Annotated in this window: 23 protein-coding genes; 2 read left to right on the forward strand and 21 right to left on the reverse strand. The window is 38.0% G+C overall.

Annotated features, from left to right (window positions below):
• Nucleotides 1–8: 8 nt before the first annotated feature.
• The 8 genes from ACIQZG_RS00240 to ccpN form a co-directional block, all read right to left on the reverse strand.
• Entirely contained in the window at nucleotides 9–1,130 is a 1,122-nt protein-coding gene (locus tag ACIQZG_RS00240) for a Nif3-like dinuclear metal center hexameric protein (RefSeq protein ID WP_402753152.1), read from the reverse strand.
• 1 nt (nucleotide 1,131) lies between these two features.
• Complete coding sequence (locus ACIQZG_RS00245; protein ID WP_402753153.1) at nucleotides 1,132–1,824, reverse strand: tRNA (adenine(22)-N(1))-methyltransferase; 693 nt, start codon at nucleotides 1,822–1,824, stop codon at nucleotides 1,132–1,134.
• 215 nt (nucleotides 1,825–2,039) lie between these two features.
• Nucleotides 2,040–2,390: a c-type cytochrome gene (locus ACIQZG_RS00250; protein ID WP_402753154.1), complete on the reverse strand. Its 351-nt coding sequence runs from the start codon at nucleotides 2,388–2,390 to the stop codon at nucleotides 2,040–2,042.
• 318 nt (nucleotides 2,391–2,708) lie between these two features.
• Entirely contained in the window at nucleotides 2,709–3,272 is a 564-nt protein-coding gene (locus ACIQZG_RS00255) for a hypothetical protein (protein WP_402753155.1), read from the reverse strand.
• Between the two features lie 216 nt (nucleotides 3,273–3,488).
• Complete coding sequence (gene rpoD / locus ACIQZG_RS00260) at nucleotides 3,489–4,616, reverse strand: RNA polymerase sigma factor RpoD (RefSeq protein ID WP_402753156.1); 1,128 nt, start codon at nucleotides 4,614–4,616, stop codon at nucleotides 3,489–3,491.
• Nucleotides 4,617–4,648: 32 nt separating this feature from the next.
• Nucleotides 4,649–6,484 carry a DNA primase gene (dnaG, locus tag ACIQZG_RS00265; protein ID WP_402753586.1) on the reverse strand — a complete coding sequence of 612 codons (1,836 nt, stop codon included), beginning with the start codon at nucleotides 6,482–6,484 and terminating at the stop codon, nucleotides 4,649–4,651.
• A 209-nt stretch (nucleotides 6,485–6,693) separates the two neighbouring features.
• A complete protein-coding gene (locus ACIQZG_RS00270) occupies nucleotides 6,694–7,506 on the reverse strand; it encodes a pyruvate, water dikinase regulatory protein (RefSeq protein WP_402753157.1) in 813 nt (270 codons plus the stop codon).
• A gap of 17 nt (nucleotides 7,507–7,523) precedes the next feature.
• Nucleotides 7,524–8,156: a transcriptional regulator CcpN gene (gene ccpN, locus ACIQZG_RS00275; RefSeq protein WP_402753158.1), complete on the reverse strand. Its 633-nt coding sequence runs from the start codon at nucleotides 8,154–8,156 to the stop codon at nucleotides 7,524–7,526.
• A gap of 1,588 nt (nucleotides 8,157–9,744) precedes the next feature.
• On the opposite strand from ccpN, the gene ACIQZG_RS00280 reads away from it, so the two are divergent.
• The gene (locus tag ACIQZG_RS00280) at nucleotides 9,745–11,130 is read left to right on the forward strand and encodes a glycine--tRNA ligase (RefSeq protein WP_402753159.1); all 1,386 of its coding nucleotides are present in this window, start codon (nucleotides 9,745–9,747) and stop codon (nucleotides 11,128–11,130) included.
• A gap of 157 nt (nucleotides 11,131–11,287) precedes the next feature.
• On the opposite strand, the gene ACIQZG_RS00285 is transcribed toward ACIQZG_RS00280, so the two are convergent.
• Entirely contained in the window at nucleotides 11,288–13,015 is a 1,728-nt protein-coding gene (locus ACIQZG_RS00285; protein ID WP_402753160.1) for an HD-GYP domain-containing protein, read from the reverse strand.
• Between the two features lie 894 nt (nucleotides 13,016–13,909).
• Here ACIQZG_RS00285 and ACIQZG_RS00290 point away from each other — a divergent pair.
• Nucleotides 13,910–15,346, forward strand: a complete 1,437-nt coding sequence (locus ACIQZG_RS00290; RefSeq protein WP_402753161.1) for an S-layer homology domain-containing protein — start codon at nucleotides 13,910–13,912, stop codon at nucleotides 15,344–15,346.
• Nucleotides 15,347–15,368: 22 nt separating this feature from the next.
• Here ACIQZG_RS00290 and recO read toward each other — a convergent pair whose 3' ends face one another.
• From recO to ACIQZG_RS00350, 12 genes are all read right to left on the reverse strand, one after another.
• Nucleotides 15,369–16,163: a DNA repair protein RecO gene (gene recO / locus ACIQZG_RS00295; protein WP_402753162.1), complete on the reverse strand. Its 795-nt coding sequence runs from the start codon at nucleotides 16,161–16,163 to the stop codon at nucleotides 15,369–15,371.
• A 96-nt stretch (nucleotides 16,164–16,259) separates the two neighbouring features.
• Nucleotides 16,260–17,177: a GTPase Era gene (era, locus tag ACIQZG_RS00300; protein ID WP_402753163.1), complete on the reverse strand. Its 918-nt coding sequence runs from the start codon at nucleotides 17,175–17,177 to the stop codon at nucleotides 16,260–16,262.
• Nucleotides 17,164–17,577: a cytidine deaminase gene (locus ACIQZG_RS00305; protein ID WP_402753164.1), complete on the reverse strand. Its 414-nt coding sequence runs from the start codon at nucleotides 17,575–17,577 to the stop codon at nucleotides 17,164–17,166. The genes era and ACIQZG_RS00305 overlap by 14 nt, the downstream gene beginning before the upstream one ends.
• 166 nt (nucleotides 17,578–17,743) lie before the next feature.
• Nucleotides 17,744–18,094 carry a diacylglycerol kinase family protein gene (locus ACIQZG_RS00310; RefSeq protein WP_402753165.1) on the reverse strand — a complete coding sequence of 117 codons (351 nt, stop codon included), beginning with the start codon at nucleotides 18,092–18,094 and terminating at the stop codon, nucleotides 17,744–17,746.
• Between the two features lie 3 nt (nucleotides 18,095–18,097).
• Entirely contained in the window at nucleotides 18,098–18,571 is a 474-nt protein-coding gene (gene ybeY / locus ACIQZG_RS00315; protein ID WP_402753166.1) for an rRNA maturation RNase YbeY, read from the reverse strand.
• 9 nt (nucleotides 18,572–18,580) lie between these two features.
• Nucleotides 18,581–20,701 carry an HD family phosphohydrolase gene (locus tag ACIQZG_RS00320; RefSeq protein ID WP_402753167.1) on the reverse strand — a complete coding sequence of 707 codons (2,121 nt, stop codon included), beginning with the start codon at nucleotides 20,699–20,701 and terminating at the stop codon, nucleotides 18,581–18,583.
• Nucleotides 20,702–20,812: 111 nt separating this feature from the next.
• Nucleotides 20,813–21,769 (reverse strand): PhoH family protein, encoded by a 957-nt coding sequence (locus ACIQZG_RS00325; RefSeq protein ID WP_402753168.1) that lies wholly within the window; start codon nucleotides 21,767–21,769, stop codon nucleotides 20,813–20,815.
• Between the two features lie 2 nt (nucleotides 21,770–21,771).
• A complete protein-coding gene (locus tag ACIQZG_RS00330) occupies nucleotides 21,772–22,884 on the reverse strand; it encodes a sporulation protein YqfD (RefSeq protein ID WP_402753169.1) in 1,113 nt (370 codons plus the stop codon).
• Entirely contained in the window at nucleotides 22,881–23,132 is a 252-nt protein-coding gene (locus tag ACIQZG_RS00335; RefSeq protein WP_402753170.1) for a hypothetical protein, read from the reverse strand. Before ACIQZG_RS00335 ends, ACIQZG_RS00330 begins: the two co-directional genes overlap by 4 nt.
• Nucleotides 23,133–23,187: 55 nt before the next feature.
• Complete coding sequence (locus ACIQZG_RS00340) at nucleotides 23,188–23,685, reverse strand: hypothetical protein (RefSeq protein WP_402753171.1); 498 nt, start codon at nucleotides 23,683–23,685, stop codon at nucleotides 23,188–23,190.
• Nucleotides 23,686–23,712: 27 nt separating this feature from the next.
• Nucleotides 23,713–24,717 (reverse strand): flotillin-like protein FloA, encoded by a 1,005-nt coding sequence (gene floA / locus ACIQZG_RS00345; protein WP_402753172.1) that lies wholly within the window; start codon nucleotides 24,715–24,717, stop codon nucleotides 23,713–23,715.
• Nucleotides 24,718–24,720: 3 nt separating this feature from the next.
• Complete coding sequence (locus tag ACIQZG_RS00350) at nucleotides 24,721–26,049, reverse strand: NfeD family protein (protein WP_402753173.1); 1,329 nt, start codon at nucleotides 26,047–26,049, stop codon at nucleotides 24,721–24,723.
• Between the last annotated feature and the right edge of the window lie 26 nt (nucleotides 26,050–26,075).

Raw genomic sequence — 26,075 nt, forward strand, 5'->3', positions numbered from 1 at the left:
TCACCTCTCTAGACAAATAAAAACGGCTCTGTATGCACCTCTGATTGCACAAATTCAACCGCATATTTTTTTTCCGTACATAATGCAGTCATTTTTTTCGCTACCCCTGCAATCATAACCTTCTCAACATGATGACCAGGATCCACAATTTGCAAGCCAATCGCTTGAGCGTCCTGTGCAGTATGGAAATACATATCCCCTGTTAAAAAGACATCTGCTCCAGCACGCTTAGCTGTATAAATATATTTATTACCATCACCACCAACAAGCGCAACCTTTTTCACTGTGGAATTCAAATCACCAACAACTCGCACTGCTGGCACATCCAGCTGCGTCTTTGCAAACTTTGCAAATTCACGTAAAGTCATTTCTTGTGGTAAATAGCCTACTCGACCTAATCCCATAATATTCGTTTGTTGCTCTAATCGAATAAAGTCATATGCAGGTTCCTCGTACGGATGTGCATTTAGCATTGCTTTTAAGACCTTGTTTTTACTAGAAGCCGGTAGTACTACTTCTACTTTCACTTCTTGTTCAACATGTAATTCACCGATAGCACCGACATGAGGATTAGCGCCGTTAAGAGCACGGAAACGGCCTTCTCCAGTCGTTGTATAGCTACAAGCCTCATATGCACCAATACGACCTGCTCCTGCCTTTGCAAGCCCCTCACGCAAGCTTTCTGCATGAGCAGTTGGTACAAATACGGCTAATTTTAAGACATCTTCTGCATATGTTTCCTCTAAGATTGAACGATTCTCTAACTGCAATGCATCAGCTAGTAAATCATTGACTCCGCCTTCAGCTACATCTAAATTTGTATGTGCTGCATAGACTGCAATGTCGTGTTTAATAAGCTTTTCATACAGCTTTCCAGCGGGATTATCTGTGCGAATATTGGCTAGCTTACGAAAAATTGGTGGATGATGTGCAATAATAAGTTCACAGCCATTTGCAATCGCTTCATCTACTACGGCCTCATTGACATCAAGCGTCACTAATACCTTTGTAATTTGCTTATTCAATGTTCCAATAGCAAGTCCAATCGGATCATTATCCATACAGGCTAATTTTTTTGGAGACCATGTTTCAAATAATTGAATGACCTCTTGTCCATTGACGACTTTCATATTAAAGCACCCCTTCTACTAAGTTCAGAAGATGTGTTAACTCCGCACGTTTTGCATCGATTTCAACAGTTTGTTCTGCCCCTTCAATCGACTGTAATACACGTTGCCAATTTTGTTTTTCTCGTGTCCATTTTTGTACGAATGCCGATTCTTTGCGCAGCATTAATTTTGGACCAAATAATATCTCTGCTTCAGTTAATTTCATCGCACCACGTTGTAAAACGACGATTTCATAGATTTTTTCATCTTCTTCAAGAATGGCTTCATCTTGAATCGCCCAGTTATTAGCTAGCGCCCACTCACGAATAACTTTCGCATGTATATTCGGTTGTAATATAAGACGCGTAACATTGTGTAAACTTTCAGGATGTTTTTCTAAAATCGATACGATGAGTGGACCACCCATACCAGCAATTGTTACCGTATCTACTTTATCAGCTGCTTCCACCGCTGCTAGTCCATCCGCTAATCGCACCGTAATCTTCTCAGTTAATCCTTCTTTTTTCACTTGTCCTACTGCAGATTCAAAAGGACCTTTTACCACTTCACCTGCTACTGCACGTGTTGCTACCCCTTTATGAATTAAGTAACATGGCAAATAAGCGTGGTCACTGCCTATATCGGCTACAACCGCACCTGTCGGGACAAATTTAGCAACTGTTTCAAGTCGTTTTGATAATTTTTGAGCATTCATATTTTTACCGCCTACCTTAAATATAGTCAACTCTAGTATGTATGATGTTGTAGGAAAAAACAAATGGAGATACTTCAAAATAGTACTTGAGGCATCTCCGTTTTATGTACAAGGAAAAGCCATGCGTGCCATTCCTTTGCAAACGCTTTATTTACATAACAAGGGCTGTGTCAAAAGTGTACTTAAACACTTTTAACACAGCCTCCTGTAAGAAATTATTCTAAAGTTGAAATGTACTCAGCGATTTCTTTTGCTTCAGCTTCACTTTTCATACCTGGTGTCATTAGCGTACCTTCAATACCGTTTACTAATACGTCAACGATATGATCAGGCTCTAAGCCGTGTAAGTTTGGACCTACAGCACCCGTTAAGTCACCACCGTGACAGCTGATACAAGATTGTACTACAGCAGAACCATCATCAGTTGTTTCTGTAGTTTCACCACCGCCTTCAGCTTCAGCTGCAATATCCTTCTTGTTACCAGCGCCTTCTAAAGACATGAAGAAAATTAAGCCAATACCAAATGCCATAATTAAGATGTAAGGAACGATTGGATTATTTTTCATTTGTTTCCCCTCCTCATTTTCAAATCTACTTCTATGATAATATAGAATCAGTCAACATCTAATATTGTACTGCATTACATAAGAAACGAAAAGCCCTATTCGCTAAGTTTTCCTTTGTTTGTAACAATTTCGACATTTACTCAGCAATTCCAAAAAATATCTCTTGATATAACCAATTATTGGACTTTCAATAAAGTATCTACCATTTTTCTTATTGTTCCATCTAGTAAATATCGTTTCACTTTAAAACAACTATATCCGTATTTTTCTATAAAAAACCCTTTTCACGAATGTAGAGTCCGCAAAAAAGGGTTTTCATTACATTAAATTCACGACATAATATCCGATCAGTACGACCAAACCTATAACTCCCGAAACCGTGAAATAGAGTAGTTTCATTTTAATACCAGACCATAACCATACTATACAGTTGGCGGCAATCAAGCTAAATAGTGCTATATTATTGCCGGTAAAATACGTCATACAAACTTGAATTGATGCACTAAATAATAAAATTGCAGCAAAGACATGAAATACAGGAGCTAACAAGCCGCTCTCCCTCGCAGTTTGATATGCCTTTACAAATAGAGCAATGGCCGCTATGGCAACAATAATCGTTAAAATTAATGTGAGGGATGGTACCGTGAAATAGACAGCTAATAGGGCAACAATACCTATAAATATACTGATTGCTACAATTAGCATTTTGCGTTTTTCAACAGGCAGAACTGCACGCTTATGATGTGCTTCTTCTAACTCCTCGATGTCATTCCCTTCCGAATAGAGCGTCGCTAAAAAATCACAATAATGTTCTGGTAATAGTTTATTTTGCTTCCAAAAAAGAATCTCATTTAATATAATTTTTTTCCGTGGATTTGTCATAAGGCATTCTCCAAACCTTGTTTAATAATGGTTGTACTACAATTTTATCTCACGGTATATAAAAGGACATCTGTATAAAGTATCAAAAATCAAACTTATGACACGTTCTAATTAAGTATTTTTTTATGGTCACGAAAAAAGACTGTAGATAAACTCAAAATTATGTGAGTTTGTCTACAGTCTGATATGTCTTCAAATAAAGGTATATTTTGCTTTTTATTCTAAGAAGTCTTTTAAACGTTTGCTGCGAGAAGGGTGGCGTAATTTTCTTAATGCTTTCGCTTCGATTTGACGAATACGTTCACGAGTAACGCCAAACACTTTCCCCACTTCTTCTAATGTACGTGTACGGCCATCATCTAAACCGAAACGTAATCGAAGTACATTTTCTTCACGGTCTGTTAACGTATCTAATACATCTTCTAATTGCTCTTTTAATAACTCATATGCCGCATGATCAGAAGGTGATTGCGCTTCTGAGTCTTCAATGAAGTCTCCTAAGTGTGAATCGTCTTCTTCCCCGATTGGTGTTTCAAGAGATACTGGTTCTTGTGCGATTTTTAAAATTTCGCGTACTTTTTCTGGCGTTAAGTCCATTTCTTCCCCAATTTCCTCTGGAGATGGCTCACGACCTAAATCTTGTAATAATTGACGTTGTACACGAATTAATTTGTTAATTGTTTCAACCATATGCACAGGAATACGGATTGTACGCGCTTGGTCAGCAATTGCACGTGTAATCGCTTGACGAATCCACCAAGTAGCATACGTAGAGAATTTAAAGCCTTTACGGTAGTCGAATTTCTCAACTGCCTTAATAAGACCCATATTCCCTTCTTGGATTAAGTCAAGGAATAACATCCCACGTCCAACGTAGCGTTTGGCAATCGATACTACTAGACGTAAGTTTGCTTCTGCTAAACGTTTACGCGCTTCTTCATCGCCTTGCTCAATACGTTCAGCCAATTTAATTTCTTGATCTGCTGAAAGTAAGTCAACACGGCCGATTTCTTTTAAATACATACGGACAGGGTCATTAATTTTAACACCTGGTGGTACACTTAAGTCGTTTAAGTCGAAAGTTTCTTCGCTTGCTTCTTCTTTCATCAAGCTTTCTTCTTCGAACTCTTCTTTACCAATAATTTGAATATCTTTATTTTTTTCAAGATCTTCAGCAAAATGGAAAACTTCCTCATTCTCCAATTCATAAGGGCTTAATTTCTCAGCAATTTCTTTCATTGAAATTTCGCCGTCTGATTTCGCCTTTTCTTGTATTAATTTTTTTGCCTCATCTAGTGTAATTTCTACTTCTACCTCTTTTGAACGTTCAGACTTGTCCGCCATAAACCTTCCTCCTTCTAAACAACCGAATCGGGTTAAATCGCCGATAACGATTTTCTTAAATGAATAATCTGTTGGGCGATTTCAAGAGCACGTCCATACTCGTGCATCTTCTCCGCTTCCTTCGACTCATGCATCTTTTTATTTATTTCTTGTTCAATACGATATTTTTGAAGCTGACGCAAAGAGTCTGTAATCTCAGCTTCTTTCTGATCAGGATCACGCTCTACTAAAGACGCTTCCATGACAATCTTGCGTAATTCAGGGTCATCAAGTACTTCAACGAAGCGCTGATAGTCGGGATGCCCGAATTCTTCATAAAATCCAACTAATCGAACAAAAACAGCCATATAAGCATCTCGTACAAAAGGCTCTTTCTGCTCGCTACGTAATACCCTGTCCACTACATCTATATTATGAAGCATATGTGCCAGTAATAAACGTTCTGCACGTTCTGCTGCGTCCATAGGCTTTTGTTGTTGCGTGACTGGCATCGACGGCAATGCTTCTTTTGGCACGTCAGTTCTCACCGAGCGCTCCTTGCCTGCCTCTAACTTTCGAAATTGAGCATAAATTGCTTCTTCCGAAATATTCGTTTCATTTGATAGCTGCCTTATATACAAATCTCTTTCAACTGGCGAAGACCTGCCCGCAAGCTGTTCAAGCACTTCTTGTATATATTGAAGCGTATCATTTTCGAATTGAAAATTTTTACCTCTTCTAGCATGCATCATCATGAAAGCAATATACGCATGCGGCTTTTCAAGGATTTGTTCCTTAAAGGCTTGACCACCTTGACTCCGAATATACTCATCAGGGTCTTGTTTGTCTGGTAAAACCGCAATATTGACATTCATGCGTTCAGCTTGCAGTAATTCTGCCGCTCGTTTCGCCGCATCAAACCCAGCATTATCACCATCATAGCAAATCGTAACCTGCTCAACTAAGCGCTTTAGCTTTGTGATATGCTGGTTTGTTAGCGAAGTCCCCATTGTTGCTACGGCATTTGTCACACCAACTGAACTAGCTGCTAACACATCCATAAAACCTTCCATCAATAGTACTTGACGATTTTTACGAATCGAGGTTCGTGCCTTGTCTAGGTTATATAGCACCTCACTCTTATGAAAAATAGGTGATTCTGGACTATTTAAATATTTCGCCTCTTCCCCTGTTGACGATAATATTCGCCCTGAAAAAGCAATTATCTTGCCATTTTCATCACGAATAGGAAACATAATACGTCCTCTAAAACGATCAAAATATCGTTCTTCTCCTTCACGCTTAATGATCAATCCACTTTCCGCTATTTCTTGTAAGTTATAACCTTTTCTTTCAAGTAGCATTGTGAGAGCATCAAAGCTTTGGAGCGACCATCCAATGCTATTAGATTCGATAAGTTCCCTCGTAAATCCTCTTTCTAGCAAATAATTTAACGCTTCTTCCCCATCTTCTGTGTTGAGTAGTAAATGCTGGAAAAAATCTGCCGCAAAAGCATGTGCTTCTTTCATACGCTCTTCTGCTTTAGATACTGTTTTTGTAAATTCTGGGATACTAGGCTGAATGTCAAAATGTATGCCCACTCGTTCACCAAGCTTTACAACAGCTTCAGGAAACGAAACACTTTCAATGTCCATGACAAAAGTAATGGCGTTACCACCTGCACCACAGCCAAAGCAATGAAAAATTTGCTTATCTGTAGATACAGAAAAGGAAGGTGTTTGTTCACCATGAAATGGACAGAGACCAAACCAGTTGCGCCCTCGCTTTGTGAGTTGCATATATTCGCTAATGACATCCACAATATCCGATTGCGTTCGAATCTGCTCAATCACTTCTTCAGGTATCTTCCCAGCCAATTTCATCACCATCTTTAAATTATGCTCTAGAACACAATTCGCTATTAATTTTAAAAATCCTTTATTTCTCGACAAAAAAATAAGGATTTTCTCTTTTTAAATATTTTTACCACAATTCTATTATTATAAAACAATTTTCGAGTTTTATCTATATAATTTTATATCCACTCAAAAAAACCGCCTCTTTTATACTGAGGTGGTTTACGTAATATTACCCTTAATTATTTATGGGAAGTTATATATTCGATGATTACATTCGCTGTTTCTTCTACAGCTTTATTCGTTACATCGATTACATGACAGCCAATTCTTGCTGCAATATTTTCGAAATGTTTAATTTCTTCTAATATTCGGGTATGCTGTGCATAAATAGCGTCATCACTTAACCCTAAAGAAATTAATCTTTCTTTTCGTATAAAGTTTAACTTCTCTGGAGAAATCACTAATCCGATGCATTTATTTGGATCAATCTGAAATAACTCTTCAGGTGGTTCTACTTCAGGCACCAATGGAACATTCGCCACTTTAAATCGTTTAAGCGCTAGATACTGTGAAAGAGGTGTTTTTGATGTGCGTGATACCCCAATTAATACAATATCCGCTTGCAATAAACCACGAGGATCTCGACCGTCATCATATTTTACCGCAAATTCTATTGCTTCGATTTTTTTAAAGTAATCATCATCAAGTTGATGCACAATACCCGGCGTTTCTAGGGGGATTTCCTCCATAAAAGCAGCCATTGACTTTAAACCCGGCCCTAATATATCTACCGCATGGATTTTCTCTTTCTCACAAAGCTCATTTAATAATGTACGCATTTCCTTTTGAACTAGTGTATATACAATAAGTGCATTTTGCTGGACTGCTAAATCTACAATTTTGCGAATATGTTCTTCTGCTTGAATATGAGGAAAGCGTCTAATGATTGTTTCTTCAAAACTCGGTCGAAACTGGCTAATGACTGCCTTTGCTACTTGATCGCCAGTTTCCCCGACTGAATCTGAAACAACAAAAACTTGAAGTCTTTTCATGTTGTTCACCTTCAATTTTAGACATTTTGCGCAAGCGATAAAAATGCACGTGTAATCGTCGTTTTCGTTAAGCGCCCTACAACTTCTAAACCATCTTTATGTGGCTCAACTACTGGTAAGGAATCGACTTCACGCTCAATCAATTTATTTGCTGCGACAATTAAAGAATCCTTTCTTTCACAATACGAAATATTAGGCATACGTGTCATTATAATATGAACAGGAATCTTATTCAAATCTTGCGTGCCGATACTTGTACGTAGTAAATCTTTACGAGACAGGACACCTGTCAAATACTCGTTTTTGTCTACTACAAACAGTGTTCCGACATCTTCGGCAAACATAAAACAAATCGCATCATAAACCGTCATTGTTTCTGAAACAATAACGGGCGAAGAATGGAATTCCTTCACTTTCAATTTGTTAATGCTATCCGTCATCGTTACAGATGTTTTTTTCCCTGAATAAAAATAGCCAACTCTTGGTCTAGCATCTAAAAAGCCTGCCATTGTAAGAATTGCTAAATCCGGTCTTAATGTCGCTCTTGTCAGATTGAGACGTTCTGCAATGTGTTCCCCTGTAATTGGGCCATTTTCTTTCACAATTTGTAAAATATCTTCCTGACGTTTATTGAGTTCGATTGGACTCACCGCCTCAAATCTAATAGTGTTATACTCATGCTCAATTATTATATACTATAGGGTAGTAGCTATGCAAAGTATTACACTATTTCTATATAAATGTTGTTATAATAAGGGTTTGTATGATTGAAGCAGTATTTCAATAATACAAGTTAGAGCATGGGAAAATATAAAAATATAGAAAGTTATGGAAAACTACAGCTGATTTTTAACTAGAAATATAGAAAAGTGAGCTTGTGCACAAGAATTTTTGAATAAGAGTGGGGAAAATTACTGTAGAAAGTGCTTTGTTTTCTCGCTCACAAAAGTTGGGCTGTGGTCAATTTCAGAAGGACCTTTGCACTACCAATTTCCCATAAGTGAAAATGACTTTTTCATTTTGATAAATCATAGATGTTACTTTCGCTACATTTAATTATAATGCATAATGGGGAGTTCGTCATTTTTGATGTACCTTAAAATTGATGAATCCCTCACTTCATACTTAGCATTTAGTTACAATGTACATAGAATACTCATACTAACTGTTTTGTTTACGAGATGTTCTTACTTCAATAAACCTTTAACCTTTAATTAGTCGGGCAAATTCTTGTAAAGAAACCTCTGGTGGTTGTGGTACATTTCTTTTAAATGATTCTAGTAATAGTAGAAATTCATCGAAACTTGTATTTTTAGTGACACTGGTCCAACGTTCATTATCTTTTAAGAGATGGTAAATTATACCCAACATTGAATCTATACTTTTGTTTTTCTTTCAAATTGTTCAAAACTAATAAATTACTCATTACTGTTCTTTTTTCTTGTAAATAGGATCTCAAAACCTTGAAGATATGGAGAGGTTTTAGGGAGAATGTGTTCTGCAAAATGTTTGGGAATTACACCTAAATTGATTTATGAAGTATATAGGAATGTATTAAAGGAATGGGACTCCAGAGCGCTATTCAAACAGAGTATAGAACGCTAATTATGGCAGAGTTTGTGGCGAGTTAACATAAAACGAGCTCTAACGCTCAGTATAAAAGCCTTGCACAGACTTAATTCATTTTATTTACTATTTTAATGATGATTGCGAAGAAAAGAACTACATGCTACAATATTGACAAAGACGCTAGCTCCACATGTATTTTCGAGCGATATTGCGCGTCAACATATAGGCGATGACAGGAGAAAAAGTATCTGTTCTACCAAATAGCGAGTAGAGAATGGTGAAAGTCTACACAGAACACAGAGAAAAGGCACTCCTTGAGCTAACTTTTTGAAAAGAGGTTTTAAACGTTTGTCTACTAAGGCATTTATTATGCTTGTAAGTAAAACATTTAAAACAATCAGGGTGGAACCGCGGGTAATTAGCACTCGTCCCTGGGCATTAACTGTGCCCGGAGACGGGTGCTATTTTTAATTTAGCCCTTGGCTAAATTAAAAAAATGTCTCTGGCGGATGTCATAGATTTTTTAGAGGAGTTAATCGTGCAAGCACGATTAAAAATCTAGACGCACTGTTTATCTGCGCGAAAGCGAAGCGACAGCTGCAAATGCGCCAAGGCAAATTTGATTAAACTCCTAATTTTATTATTACTAATTTCAAGGAGGCTATTTTAATGGCTAATAAATCAATGGAAACAATCGTAGCTTTAGCAAAACATCGAGGCTTCGTCTTCCCAGGTTCTGATATCTACGGAGGCTTAGCAAACACATGGGATTACGGTCCACTAGGTGTTGAACTTAAAAACAACGTAAAAAAAGCTTGGTGGCAAAAATTCGTTCAAGAATCTGAACACAATGTAGGTCTTGACGCTGCAATCTTAATGAACCCTAAAGCTTGGGTGGCATCTGGTCACGTGGGGAACTTCAATGACCCAATGGTAGACTGTAAAGCATGTAAAGCGCGCCACCGTGCCGATAAAATCATCGAAGACGCTGCATTAGCAAAAGGCGATGAAATAATCGTAGACGGTATGACATTCGACCAAATGAAAGAGACAATGGTGAAATACGATGTCGTTTGTCCTGATTGTGGCAAAGCAGATTTCACAGACATTCGTCAATTCAACTTAATGTTCAAAACTTTCCAAGGTGTAACAGAATCTTCAACAAATGAAATTTTCCTACGTCCTGAAACAGCACAAGGGATTTTCGTAAACTTTAAAAACGTACAACGCTCAATGCGTAAGCGTACACCATTTGGTATCGCACAAATCGGTAAATCATTCCGTAATGAGATCACACCAGGTAACTTTACGTTCCGTACTCGTGAATTCGAACAAATGGAACTTGAATTCTTCTGTAAACCAGGGGAAGACCTTGAGTGGCACGCATACTGGAAAAACTTCTGTAAAGACTGGTTATTAAACCTAGGCATGAAAGAAGATTCTATGCGCCTACGCGACCATGAAGAAGACGAATTATCTCACTACTCAAACGCTACAACTGATATCGAGTTCAAATTCCCATTCGGCTGGGGCGAGCTTTGGGGCGTTGCTGACCGTACAGATTTCGATTTAAAACAACATATGGAACACTCTGGTGAAGATTTCACGTACATTGATCCAGTAACAAACGAACGCTATGTACCATATTGCATCGAGCCATCTCTAGGGGCTGACCGCGTAACATTAGCATTCTTATGTGATGCTTATGACGAAGAAGAGCTTGAAGGCGATGACAAGCGTACAGTTCTACGTTTCCACCCGGCTTTAGCACCGTTCAAAGCAGCTGTATTACCACTATCTAAAAAATTATCAGAAGAAGCTGGCGATCTATGGGCTGACTTACGCAAAGCATTCCCAGTTGATTTTGATGAATCTCAATCAATCGGTAAACGCTACCGTCGTCAAGACGAAATCGGTACACCATTCTGTATCACATACGACTTCGATTCTAAAGAAGACGGGCAAGTTACAGTACGTCACCGCGACACAATGGAGCAAACGCGCATGCCGATTGCTGATGTAAAAGCTTATATTGAGAAGCATCTTCAATTCTAATTTAGTGTTTTTCAATGGTAGCTTGCGTGTTCTGCGACGAAAGTGCAACGGCAGTCGCAAACGCTCTTCGCATGCCGATTGCTGATTTTAAAGCGTATATCGAAAAACACCTTCAATTCTAATTTAAAAGGGAGCCGCTGATTGCGGCTCCCATATTTTATGCCTTCAAAGTTGAAAACAAACGTTCTTGCATCTTTTCCTCGAATGAAAACTTTTTCATACTCATACCTACTAAGCTTACGAGTAATTCTTCAATATCCGCCAACGTGTAATAAAGAAATGTTCCTTCACGCATCGGACGTATACGCTTGTCTCCTGTTAGCTCTTCTGAGATAAAATAGGCAATATTCACATTACAATGCTCCATCAACTGTGTAATACGCTGGCCATCACAAGGATTAATGAAGAATGGTACAATTTTATCAATATATAAAATACTTTGTACGAGTTTGACAAAGAAATTCTCACGCAAAGAAGTTTCTATAACTAGTATAGTTGTTTGCTCATGTTGATAATCCATATACAACACACTAATTTGTTCCTCTAAAAGTTTCTTTAATATATTAATTGAATTTTTATACTTCTTCATATCCGTTTGAATTTCTCTTGTTAATAAGCGAAGAATACGAAAAGAGGGCAAAAATATTTTCAGGACAATTTCCTTTGGATGAAGGTGGTCAATCAATTTATTAAAGTAAATTTTCAAACTATCTTCTTCACCACGAATTAGCTGTTCAACAAATAAGTTGAAAATTTCTTCAAAACTATCTGCACGGTAATCAATCATTTTTATAATCTTAATGCTGTAATTAAGCGGTAAATTCATCGAGACCTGTTCGTCCAATATTTTCACTTTCGGAAGTGTTGGGAACATATCATAAACAAGTTCAACTTGTGCTGCACGATTATCCGAAAGATACACAACTGAGTTCACAGGGTAAATACCTAAACATTCCACAAATTTATGCATGAATTTTTCATTGTACAATTGACGATCACGATATAAAACAGCTAAAGCATCGGTCGCGCCATATCCCGAATGATATACTCGTTTTGACGTCATAGCAGAATATACATCGATTATTTGTAGCGCCTGTACACCCTCACTCAATTCATCTGCACAAAGACTATTTGGATACCCTTTTCCAGCAAACCTCTCATGATGATCACGAGCAAAATAAGCAACATCCACTTCACCATGCTCTAATAATAGTTCATAACCTTTTGTCGTGTGTGTTTTTACAATTTCAAATTCATCTTCATTTAGTTTACGCTTTAAGTTCAATATTTCTTGAGGTATAAATACTTTCCCAATATCGTGAAAAAGATAGCCTCTTGCCAACGTCTCGATATCTGGCAGTCCAAGGTGACGTGCAAAAATAGTTCCTAACACAAACACATCAAAAGAATGTACATACGAATATTCATCCCATTCTTTTAAACGCATCAATAAATCATAACGATGCTTCTCTTCTAGAATTTTTTCAAAAATCTCTCTGACAAAAGCAGCATCTTGCATGCTTTTTAAAATTTGACCATAGCGTAATTCATGGACAACATTTTCTAATGTTATCATAAATAACTTACTCACTTTTTCTTTATACTCATCGACCTCTTTTTTCTCCAGGAGTGGCGCAAATACATCTTCATATTCCTTTACAAGTGTCGCACCTAAATCCCTCACAACTCTTACTGAGTCTACAGGTAAACGAACTGTAAGTGACTCTACTTTTCTAAGTTTAAGCAATTCAATAATACGCTCAGTTAAAACTAGATCTTTTTTGGCAAGTAAGCGATAATCGACAAATATATCCTCTGCTAAAACATCGCCTGCTTGCACTTCACTAACATTTAATGTCACTCTTGTAAGCATATACTTTGCCACATACACGCAATTTTACAGCATTATGTGACCTCCCTCCTTTTTTATAAACTATGTGAATCTTAAAAACGCACTATACGTTTTGCTGATAGAGGCATTTTTTAATTTCTTTATAAGTTACGATGACGTTTGACCTAAACGACGAATTCAATTACCAAATTAATCTTTTTAATATACAGAATTAACTTCAATTACTTTATTTACCTCCTTACAATAGCATAGGTTATTTTACCTTTTCAACTCATTTATAACAGATCCATGATTAGTTTTTACTACGAAAACAATATTAACTCAGCACCAGAGTAATACTTTAGTCTTGTTTATCTTGAAAAAATAGATAGAAATTCTTATCTTTTTTGCACCTATAGTACTTAAGTTCTTCTGCAAGAAGTACATTTATTAATAAAATGTAATAATTTTCAGTTATTTTGAATCATCAGTAAAATTTTTATTTATTTCCGCGAATAAAATAATTCCCACATTTTTAATAACCATTGCGCACATTCATCTCGTTTTTTTCAAAAAAAGGCTAAACTATCTTCATTTCCTGTCAGATATAGGTAGTTGTGATGATACAATTTTGATTATTATAGATTCACAACTATCATCAATAAATAGACTCAAAACATATAAAAATATAATTCACTAACTCAAACTACCATACTTCTATTAATACAGGTTAAAATTCCCTCTATCTACCACAAAAAAAATTTGCTATAAATTATATATTATAGTTGTGATTTAATAGAAAATGACAAAAAAGTATCATTTTTTTTAATGATAGATTGAATATCACTACGTATATGTTCTCCGACATCTAGTAGCGTAGATAGGATATATTTCTACTCTTTAAAGAAAAGCTATAATGCAAATAATCGAGATTTTGGAGGAAGAAAATTGAATACAAAACGTTTTTATCAGTATGCAATGGCTGCTACACTAGCAACAAGTGCTATTGTCATTGCCACACCTGCGAGTGCTGCTACAACATTCCCAGATGTAAATTCATCTACTGAGGAAGGAAAGGCTATTATTAGCTTAGCAGATCGAGGCATTATTTCAGGCTATCCAGATGGGACATTTAAGCCTGCAAATGCGATTACTCGTACACAAGCAGCCAAAATTTTAGCTGGTATTTTAGAACTTGATACCGAGAATGTGATAAATCCACAGTTTAAAGATGTAAAACCTAGTGATGAAAACTATGGTGCAATTGCAGCATTAGCAAATGCAGGAATCATTAGTGGATCAAATGGTTATTTTAATCCAACTAAAAATATTACTCGTGGTCAAATGTCAAAAATGATTGTACGAGGCTTTGATTTAGAACTTGCTGAAGACACTAACATTCCATTCACTGATGTGGTAGCAGGAAGTGAATATGAACCGTATATCCAAACATTATTTGCAAACAATATTACTAAAGGAACAACACCGACAACTTTTGGAACATATAGTAATGTGAAACGTTCGCAATTAGCTTCTTTTGTAGTACGTGCTGAAAACACTAAAGATAGCGCAACTGTTTATGCAAAGAAATATAACCAAGATTATATTTTTGCATCTTATGGGGGCATTAATCCTGCAGAAGACATCTTCACTTGGGATGAAGAACAAGATTGGACAGATGCTATTTCGATTCAGCCATTAAAAGAAGGTACTGGTAAATTAGTTATTTCTGGCTTTACAGAAGAAACAGAAGAGTTTGTTGATGTATTTTTCTTAGTACATGTACAAACTGTTAATGGCAAACTTCAAGCAAGACTTGAAGAAGTAGACGAAGCGGACTACCTAGAAAACATGCCTCTTTCATTATTAGAAGGTGATTTAAACTTTGTCCCTACAGATGTAAGTATCAAAACAGCTGATGGAAAGGTCTTAGCTTCAGACAAATATGCTTTCGAAGTTAAAGATAAAGTAACAACACTATCCATTTTTGAAAACGGTGAATATACAGTAACGTTTACTGATGGTACACTTCAACAGACAATGGTTGCAGAAGTTTATTCATATGATTTTGTAAGAATGATTGATCTATACGAAGTTGCAAATCAAGTTACATTTACAGCCGATGACCTAGTACTAGAGCCAAAATCTGTAATGTTTAAAGACTTAAGTGATGAATGGGATACTGATTATAAAGTACCTGTTAAAGCTACAATCCAAGATGGAGTACTTATTGTTACACCTGTATCAGAAGGCCCAGCACTTTTAAAAGTGACTGGTACGAATGGGGAAACAACTTATATCTATATTGAATTTATGAAATTTGCCGGTGAGTGGGCTAATATACATGAAATCGATCCAGATGAATATGAAGATTTTATAGACTAAAAAAGATGCCAGAAGATCGAAGTTATTCGTCTTCTGGCATTGCTGTTTTTAATGTAATTGGCCGTGGCTGCAATTCAGGTGTTCGCTCTAATTGCTCAATAAATTTTTTCGTTTTAAAACGAATACCGGTTTGCTCTTCATAAATCGTTGTCACTATTTTTTTGATAAAGTATTTCGTTTCCTTTTTCAGCTCGAGCTTTCCAATTTGATCGATTGGCACTGTGTAAAACATACGGATTAGTTTCAATTGCGTCGGTGTGAGTCTAATAATATACGGATCTTGCTGGTAGCATCGATGACATAAAAAACCACCTTGCGCGAATGAAAATGCAAATTCTCCATCTACTGCACCACATGAAGCACAAGCATGTAAAATTGGCTGCACACCCGTGTAAGGTAACATTTTCCATTCTACAAATAATGTGATTGCTTCAGGATCATAGCCATCCTCAATTGCCTGTAATGCATGTAATAACACATCAAATGCATACGGCTCAGGCTTTCCCTCTTCCACTACACGCTCAATAAGCTCCATAATATAACTTGCGTAAGCTGTTGCTAATATATCTTCACGTATATGACGCATCGAATTTAGATGCTCACCTTGTTGTAATGTCCCCATGCCCGTATGATGCTGTACCATAAACATCCCATATGTAAATGGCTGTGTCACAGAGGCTAGCCTACTTGATGGCTTTTTTGCCCCACGGGCCATTGTTGCAACCTTTCCCGCTTCTCTCGTCAATAAAGTCACAATTTTATTGGACTCACCATATGCACGTGCTTTTAACACGATCGCTTCCCATTTATAAAGCAATAGGTGTCCTCCTCCTCGCAAGAAAATGCGCCAAGCACAAAGGCCAAGCGCATCTTTTTTCTTAACAAACGACCATTAATGGAAGTCTGGCTTTATTTAATACTCATCATCACGGAAACCGAAGTCTCGTAGATGTGTTGATTTGTTACGCCAATCTTTTTGAACTTTTACCCAAAGCTCCAAGTATACTTTTGAGCCAAGTAACATCTCAATGTCCTTTCGTGCACGTGTACCTACTTCTTTTAATAGCGCACCACGTTTACCGATGACGATCCCTTTTTGAGAGTCACGCTCAACCATAATTGTTGCTTGTACACGAATCATCCCTTCTTTTTCTTCGTCAGGTTTGATTCTATCAATGACAACAGCGATTGAGTGTGGTACTTCTTCACGTGTTAAGTGTAATACTTTTTCACGAATTAGCTCAGAAATAATAAAGCGTTCCGGGTGATCCGTTACTTGATCTGCAGGGTAATATTGCGGCCCTTCTGGTAAATATTTTTCAATCGTCGTTAACAACGAATCAACGTTATTACCTTCAAGAGCTGAAATTGGAATAATTTCTGCAAAATCGTATTTTTCTCGGTACGTTTCAATAATAGTAAGTAGTTCGTCTGGATGAATCTGATCGATTTTGTTAATGACTAAAAATACTGGCGTTTCATTGCCTTCTAACCATTCTAAAATGAATTCATCACCTTTACCGAACTTTTGCTCAGCATTGACCATGAACATAATGCCATCAACTTCGCGCAAAGTGTTTTTCGAAACTTTTAACATGAATTCGCCCAGTTTATGTTTCGGTTTGTGAATACCTGGTGTATCAATGAAAATCGTTTGACTATTTTCACGTGTTAATACACCTTGTACTTTATTTCGTGTTGTTTGTGGTTTATCGCTCATAATTGCGATTTTTTGACCAATCACACGATTTAACAATGTTGATTTCCCAACATTAGGTCGTCCAATAATCGAGATGAATCCCGACTTAAAGCCTTTTTTAGTCTCCAGCATCTAGTAAATCCTCCGTTGTAAATGCAAACGGTAATAATTCGCCGACTGACGTTACCGTAACATCACCTTTTAAATTTGTTAAATAAACAGGCATAGATGACGCACAAAATTCAATCATCACTTGACGACAAGCTCCACACGGCGCACAAGGACCGTCTGTATCAGCCACAATTGCAATTGCTTCAAAATCTCGAATGCCATCTGATACTGCTTTAAAAAACGCTGTACGCTCAGCACAGTTTGTCATGCTATAGCCTGCATTTTCAATATTACAGCCATGAATGACGTCTCCGTTTTTTGTCAATATTGCTGCCCCTACTTTAAATTTTGAATAGGGAACATACGCTTTTTCACGTGCAATTTTAGATTCCTCAAGTAATGCATGCATATCGATTGTCATAGATGCCAATTCTCCTCTACATAAATGTATAGTGATCTTCGTTCAGTGCTTCCAAACACCACCGAAGAAGATCAGTCTCCGGCGGATATCACAGCTTTTGTATGGAAGCAATTGCGCGAGCACAATTCAAAATCTGGACGCAATTACGCCAAGGCGTAATTGATCTTTAAAACCACTTGGGTAAAAAGATTAGTAAGCCAATTATAGCACTGAAAACAGCAAATACCAGCACACCACCTGCTGCTATATCCTTCGCCTGCTCGGCAAGTGGATGAATGTTTGGTGACGCTAGGTCAACCACACGTTCAATGGCGGTATTCATCATTTCAAGTGCAAACATCAGTGCTATTAATATTAACACAATGCACCATTCTATGCGTGATAAACCCGTTAAATATCCTGCAATTAGCACAATCACAGCACTTAGTATATGCGATTTAAAATTTTGCTCCTTGCAAGCAGTTACTATACCACAATAAGCATAGCCGAACGAGCGGATAAACTTGCGACCATCCATCTATTAGTCACGTCCTAAACCGAATGATTGTAAAATTTCATCTTGTTTACCGAACATCACTTTTTCATCATCTGGCTCCATATGATCGTAACCAAGTAGATGTAAGAAGCCATGAACTGCTAAAAAGCCTAATTCACGTTCAAATGAATGACCGTATTCCTCAGCTTGTTCTTTCGTACGATCCGTCGAAATTATAATATCGCCTAAAATACGTGGCATCCCTTCAAACGTGACTTCCATTTCACCTTCACCTAATTCTTCAAGTGCAAACGAAATAACGTCAGTTGGCTGATCTTTTCCACGGTATTCGCGGTTAATTTCTTGAATCGCTTCATTCGTCACAAACGTTACCGATACTTCCGTTTCTGGCTCAATTTTCTCAACGGCTGCCGCATGCTGTAAAAGCTTTTCGACTAATGCAAGATGCGTGTCCGTTACTTCATTTGTTTCATCTGTAAAATCAATTGTTAAAATCATAGATGCCTCCTACTTATCTGCCTTTGGATATTCAATACGTGAGTGGAAAATACCATTCAACGTTTCACAAAGTACTTGCTCTATACATTTTAACTCTTTTATCGAAATATCGCATTCATCAAACTGATTATCTTGCACACGATCGTCTATAATTGACTTTACTAACTTGTGAATCTTCTCAGCATTCGGCTCTTTCATCGATCGTACAGCTGCTTCCACGCTATCAGCTACGCTAATGACCGCCGCTTCTTTTGTCTGCGGTTTCGGACCTGGGTAACGGAATGATGCCTCATCAAACACCTTCCCTTGTTCTTTTGCCTTAAACAAGAAAAACTTCAATAAACTTGTCCCATGATGTTGCAGGGCAATATCAATAATTTCTTGCGGCATTTTATAGCGTTTTAACATGTCCGCACCATCTGTAGTATGAGCGATAATAATTTCTGCACTCGTTTCAGGTGGCATTGAATCATGTGGATTGACACCAGACATTTGATTTTCAATGAAAAATAAAGGTCGTTTTGTTTTACCAACATCATGATAATAACATCCAACACGAGCAAGTAAACCATCAGCACCTATTGCCTCACACGCTGCCTCTGCTAGATTCCCCACCATAACACTATGATGATAAGTACCTGGCGTTTCCACTAGTAGCTTTTTCAGCAATGGGTGGTTTGGATTCGATAATTCAATAAGGCGTAACGTCGATAACAGGCCAAATGCCGACTCAAAGAAGGGTAATAAGCCCATTGTAAGCGCACCAGAAAGTAATGCCGACGTAATCGCAGCGATCAAGTAAAACATTAGCTCTGATATGCCGTATGAAGACTGTGTCATCAGTAAATAGAATGCAATGAATGCCATATTAACTAATGAAATGACACCAACTGCTTGTAAAATATGTGAACGTTTTTCCACACTCCGCATAAAGAATAAACTGGCAAAGCCACCAAAGATAATATACAGCGTTACTTCCATTTGCATGACAGATGAATAACCTTCTTGGAACATGACACCTGCAGAAGCAGCTGTCATCACTGTCACAAGCACAGCAGCCCGATCATCAGCAAGGAGTCTCACAAGCATTGTCGAAAGTGCTGTTGGGAATAAAAATGCAATCGTTACATCAAATTCATTTGCCACTAAACCAATAAATTTCATTAAAACGATTGATAGGCTATAAACAATCGCTGTGACAAGTAGGGCATTGCGCTTTTTACGTTCCTCTGCCTCCAAACGTTCAAACAAAATAAACATAAACATCATTTGTATCAAAATCAAAATAGCAAGCCCAGCAATCGGTTTCAAAGACGCCTTATTACTCACCATCCCAAGTAGTTCTAACTGACGATAGGCTTCATTGTCAATGATTTGTCCTTCTTGTACAATAATTTGCCCTTGTAAAATACGCGTAGGCTCAATTGCTTCTTTAGCTTGCTGAATATTGGCCTTCGTTTGCTCTTCATTAATCGTTTCCGTTTCGATAATACTTGCACGACCTATCGAGACAACCGTATTTAAAATTTTATCAGGATAGCCCCTTTGTGCACGGATTTTTGCTTCGAACTCATTTTGAGCTGATAGTAAGTCTTCACCTCGAATTGGTTTTTTCAAATGCTCAGCTACATGCTTCGACAATTGCGTACTTGATTTTGTTAAATCCGCTTCACTTTGTATTAGTAAATTTTCCAGCTGCGTATCTGTAAAATTCACTGGCATTTGTTTCACATCAATTGTTTCCAGTTTTTTTCGTAGTAATGTTACTTGATCGCTAATATCAACAGACTGTTTACGGCTATCAACTTCCGCTTTAACATCCAGTACATAATCAAATAACGATGTGACGATTGCCGCACGTTGTTTTGCAACATCTTCCGAAAATTGATAGACCGGCGAAACAGCATTTGCCGCCTTCTCACGCTCTTGTTGCGTCTTTACAGTATCTTCTATAGTTTTAGTAGATCTCACCGTTTCTGGCGCAAGCTGTAGCGGTTTAAAATCATATGTAACACCTTTAACATCACCAAACATTAATAAAAACTGTAAGGTTCCTGTTAAGATGAGAACAGCCATTAAAAAATAGCGAAAACCAATTAGCTCTGTTATTTTCCGAAGTTGTTTTTCCATTTGGCACCCCCTCTATCAATCTCTATCATACCAATTCAAAAAACATTTTTCTCGAAAAATAAATAATATAGTAAAAAACAGCCACACAATGTCGTGTAGCTGTCACATCTTTTATAGTAATTGATCTGCGTAAGCTTGGATAATTTTCGCAACTACCGGATGACGAACCACGTCCCCCTGCTCCAACACTTGGAAATGTATATCTTTCACATATTTTAATGTACGTTCAGCAACGATTAAGCCAGATTCTGTATTTTTCGGTAAGTCCATTTGCGTTTTATCACCAGTAATCACCATTTTGGAACCAAAGCCTAGACGTGTTAAGAACATCTTCATTTGTTGATGTGTTGTATTTTGCGCTTCGTCCAAAATAACAAAAGCATCATCTAATGTACGACCCCGCATATACGCTAAAGGGGCGATTTCGATCGTACCACGTTCGATTAGACGTTGCGTTTGCTCTGCCCCATAAATGTCATTTAGCGCATCATACAGAGGACGTAAATACGGATCAACCTTTTCCTTTAAATCACCTGGTAAAAAGCCTAGAGATTCGCCAGCTTCAACAGCAGGACGGGTTAAAATAATTCGCTTTACTTGCCCATTTTTCAACGCCTGTGTTGCCATGACAACGGCTAGATATGTTTTCCCTGTACCAGCAGGACCAATAGCAAAAATAACGTCCCTGTGACGAATCGCTTGTATGTATTCCCGTTGACCGATTGTCTTCGCACGAATAGGCTTCCCTTTCGTTGTACGAGCAATCTCTTCATCGTAAAGTTCTGCAAAGTATTCAATAGTTCCTTTTTGAGTCATTTCAACTGCTGTTGCTACATCACGTTGATCGATATTAATACCTTTACGAATAACTTTTAACAACGCATGCAGAAGCTGTGTTACTTGCTCTTTTGCTTCTTCTTCACCAGTTAGCTGAATTTGTGCACCACGTGTAATGATTTGGACATGAAACGCTTCTTCAATTAATTTCAAGTTTGCATCGGAAATACCGAGTAGCATAATTGCTTCGTTTGGATTATCCACTTGTAATACAGTTAACTGTTCAGACATAATCATTCTCCTTGTAAGGCATGTATTGGTTTTGCAATATTCTCATTAACTAAAAATAGAACTTTCCCTTCAACTGTACCATCCCCCCACTTCAACTGCAAAAGATTCTCTTTTTTAATGACACTTTTAGAAGGTAGTGAACGCACCATTTTTTCATGAAGTAATGGCAAGAGTAACGAATCAACTTTCGATTCATCTAACTCCACTTGCATCTTTTTTGTCTGTTGCTCTTCCACAATAGATACATACGGATCAAGCCAATTTGGTAGTTCTTTTCTTTGCACATAATCCACTTCTTTGTGGACACCGGCAATTAATATGCGCCATTTCTTTTCTTGCATCGTCTCCATAGTAATCTTAGTTGGCATTTTAAATGTACACTCTAGCCAATAATCCGCAAACACTTCTCCTTCTGCCCCTACAAAGACTTTGTCTTCACCACTATCGATTACACCAGATACTAATACATCGCCGTCATACGCCGTTTCATTAACAGATACTTTCCGTTCACCATGTCGGATATTAAAATTCGTTATGACGCCACTTTTTGTTGCTACTAAATGGGTCGCTTGTTTTTCATTTTTTAGTTCTGTTTGTTTCGGAGATTCCTGCGGTCGTAACACGACACGACCACCATTTTTTTCAATATGCACCCATGCAAGATCACGATGTTTTTCTAATAGCTCCTGCCGAATTAAAGCATTTGATGGTACTTTCTTTCTAGACAAAGGTGTTTCCACTTTAAAAGTCTCATGAAATGTTTTTTCTATTTGCTCTCGCAATTCTGGCGAATCTGCCTCAACATCAATGCGCCAAACTACCTGCGCACAGACCAACGGGATAATGACCATTATGATTAATCCAAGTATCGTCCAAAGTTGTGCACGAAATACTTGCTGTTCATCTGCATAATGCACGGTCATTTTCAGTTTATAGCGTTTCCGTGTTCTGCGAATCTTCGATAAATAAGCCATATTCGTTTCGAACGTTACCTCTTGATCACGAAACATAACATGCTTTAGTTCAATTTTTTGCCCGTGCAATGCTTGTATAAAAGGATGAACATTTTCATGGCGCTTTATACGTATGAGTATCGGTCTATGATTCCATATCATAAGTTCCTATCCTCTTCCTGTCTGATTTTAATATGCATTTCTTTTAAGTCGACAACAGTTAGTTGAAGCATTTCTTCTTTAATGGCATCAATTGCAACTGATTTTCCACGAATTGTAACTTTATAGTGAGCATATATAAACGAACATGACGATGCATCTGCATGTAGAAAACGATAGGGACCAATTATTTTACATGTTTCATATTGTGATAATTCGATGAGTGGCGTTAACTGAAATAATTTTTTCATAAAAAAATGCCTCCTTCTTCGGCAATATATGCAAGGAAAAAGGAGGACATGCTAGTTATTTTCTTTTTGCTTTTGGTGGACCTAATACTTCAGCCATTATAACTGCTTGCATTAACGCTTGTTTAGAAGTTGGTAGTTCGAACGTCTGGTTTGTAGACGCTACACGCACGTCCTTCTTCCCAGCAGTCATACGGCCCAAATTTGAACGATCCGATCTCTTACTTTGGCCATCAGTTGGAACAAGTGGTGGGGCCACATAGCTCGGCATTTGTTCCACTTCTTCTATTTCAACAGGCTGCATACGTTTTTCGCGGACATGCTTCTGGGGCTGCTCATCTTGAGTGTCCCCTAAAAACTTCCTTGCGAAATCTTCAAACGATTGTGTGTTCATCATAGGACGCTGAGGCTTTCTCTCCTCAGTATTAGTGACCGTAGGGGGTTGCTGCTTAGCGTCCTTGTCAAACGATGGCATTTGTTGTTGTTCTTTATTTTTTGATTTACCGAAAAGAGAGCTGACTATAGCAATGATGACGAAAATGATTAATTGTTCCATTTGATAGTATACGCTCCTTTCCGTATTTTACGATTGTGGTTCATTTTTTTCTGGCTTATCTGTGCTAACCTTTGAAATAGAATCACGCATTGCTGTATCTGCTTGAATATTACGGTAGTTCATGTAATCCATGATACCAAGGTTACCAGAACGTAATGCCTCTGCCATCGCTTGTGGTACTTCAGCTTCAGCTTCTACTACTTTGGCCTTCATCTCTTGAACACGTGCAATCATTTCTTGTTCGTTAGCTACGGCCATTGCACGACGTTCTTCAGCTTTCGCTTGTGCAATATTTTTATCTGCTTGGGCTTGCTCAATTTGAAGCTCGGCACCAATGTTTTTACCGATATCAACGTCTGCAATATCAATCGATAAGATTTCAAATGCAGTACCAGAGTCTAAACCTTTTGATAATACTGTTTGTGAAATCATATCTGGATTTTCTAATACTGTTGTATGGTGTGTAGCAGAACCAATTGTACTTACGATACCTTCACCGACACGCGCTACGATTGTTTCTTCACCAGCACCACCGACTAAACGCTCGATGTTCGCACGAACTGTAATACGTGCTTTTGCTTTCACTTCGATACCATTCATCGCAACACCTGAAATAAACGGTGTTTCGATTACTTTCGGGTTAACCGACATTTGTACAGCTTCTAATACGTCACGTCCTGCAAGATCGATTGCTGCACAACGTTCAAATGATAACTCAATGTTTGCACGGTGCGCTGCGATTAATGCGTTTACTACGCGGTCTACATTACCACCCGCAAGGTAATGACTTTCCAACTGATTAATTGTTACTGGTAAACCTGCTTTATGTGCTTTAATTAACGGGTTTACGATACGTGACGGAATTACACGACGTAAGCGCATCCCAATTAATGTGAAAATACTAACACGGACACCTGCTGCAAGAGCAGAAATCCATAGTGCCACTGGTACAAAAGTGAAAAATACCGCAATGACAATGAATAATAATACAAGTCCGACTACTGGACCGATTAAAGCTAAATCAAAACCCATTTGTTATTCCTCCATCTCTTTTTTCGTTGGTCTAACTACGATGCGAGAGCCTTCTACTTTAATAATCTCAACATCCTTGCCTGCGTCGATATAACTTCCTTCAGACACAATATCGATGCGTTCACTGCCCAATTGCATCGTTCCTGCTGGGCGAAGAGGTGTAATCGTCTTTCCTACTTTACCAAGTAAGTCTGTACGATTGATGTTTGACACATACCCTTCTTCTGTAGTTGTCGCATCTTTCAAAACAAGTTTGTTAAAAACATGCATCTTCTTACCAAAAAACTTCATTAGGATCACCATCCCTATAATCGCTACAACAAACGCAATAAATATCGACATTATCATCTGCGACATATTTGCACCTGCTAGTAGCAAACTAATTAATATTAGAACGCCCCCTAAAATACCAACAATACCTCCGGGGACAAAAAACTCCGCAATGACAAGTGCCAAACCGGCGATAAATATTAACAGCGTTTCATAACCAGCAAAACCTGCTATCATATGACCAAAGAAAAATAGGCCAAGTGACGATAACCCCATTATACCTGGAACACCAAATCCTGGCGAATACAATTCCATTACAAGCCCTAAGCTCGCAATCGACAGTAAAATAGGTACAATAATCGGATTCGTGATAAATCGAGCAAGTTTTTCTGAAAATGTTGGGTCAACCGGTACAATGTCGCTACCTTTTAATTCGGTTGCCGCTAATAGCTCTTGAAAGTTTAAAACAGTTCCTTCTGAATAGCCAACGTCAAATGCCTCTGATGCCGATAATGTTAAAAGGTTATCACCGCCAGCTCTGAATTCCGGAAGATCCATTCGCGTATCTGCCATTGCCAAAGCATACTTCGGATCGCGATTAGATGTCTCAGCCGCCGCCTTCATTTGTGCGAGCCATGCGCTATTCGCCTTTAAATCTGCCGCATTTCCTGCTGAATCAATGACAGCAGCTGCTCCAATTGTGCCATTAGGAACCATATAAATTTCATCTGCATGCAAGGCCAAAAATGCACCTGCAGAATGGGCATCTTTATTGATGTAAGCGATTGTACGGATCGATGATTCATCCATAAGCATGGCGATGTCACTTGCTGCATTGACAAAACCGCCCGGCGTATGTATGTCGAGTATGATGGCTTCCGCATAGTTTTCCTCTGCCTCTTTAAAAGCTCGTTCTAAAAATGCGTGAAGTCCTCGTTCCACCTCATCGTGAATTGGTACGTGGTACACCTTACTACTTGCAAAAGCTGTAGTCATTGGAAACGCTAATAAAAATGCCATCCACACCACTAGTAAGTAGCTGAGAATTCTCCTTTTCCGCATCTTTTTCCCTCCCTTCTAAAAATACT

It is taken from the genome of Lysinibacillus sp. NPDC096418, assembly GCF_044762775.1.
GTDB lineage: Bacteria > Bacillota > Bacilli > Bacillales_A > Planococcaceae > Lysinibacillus.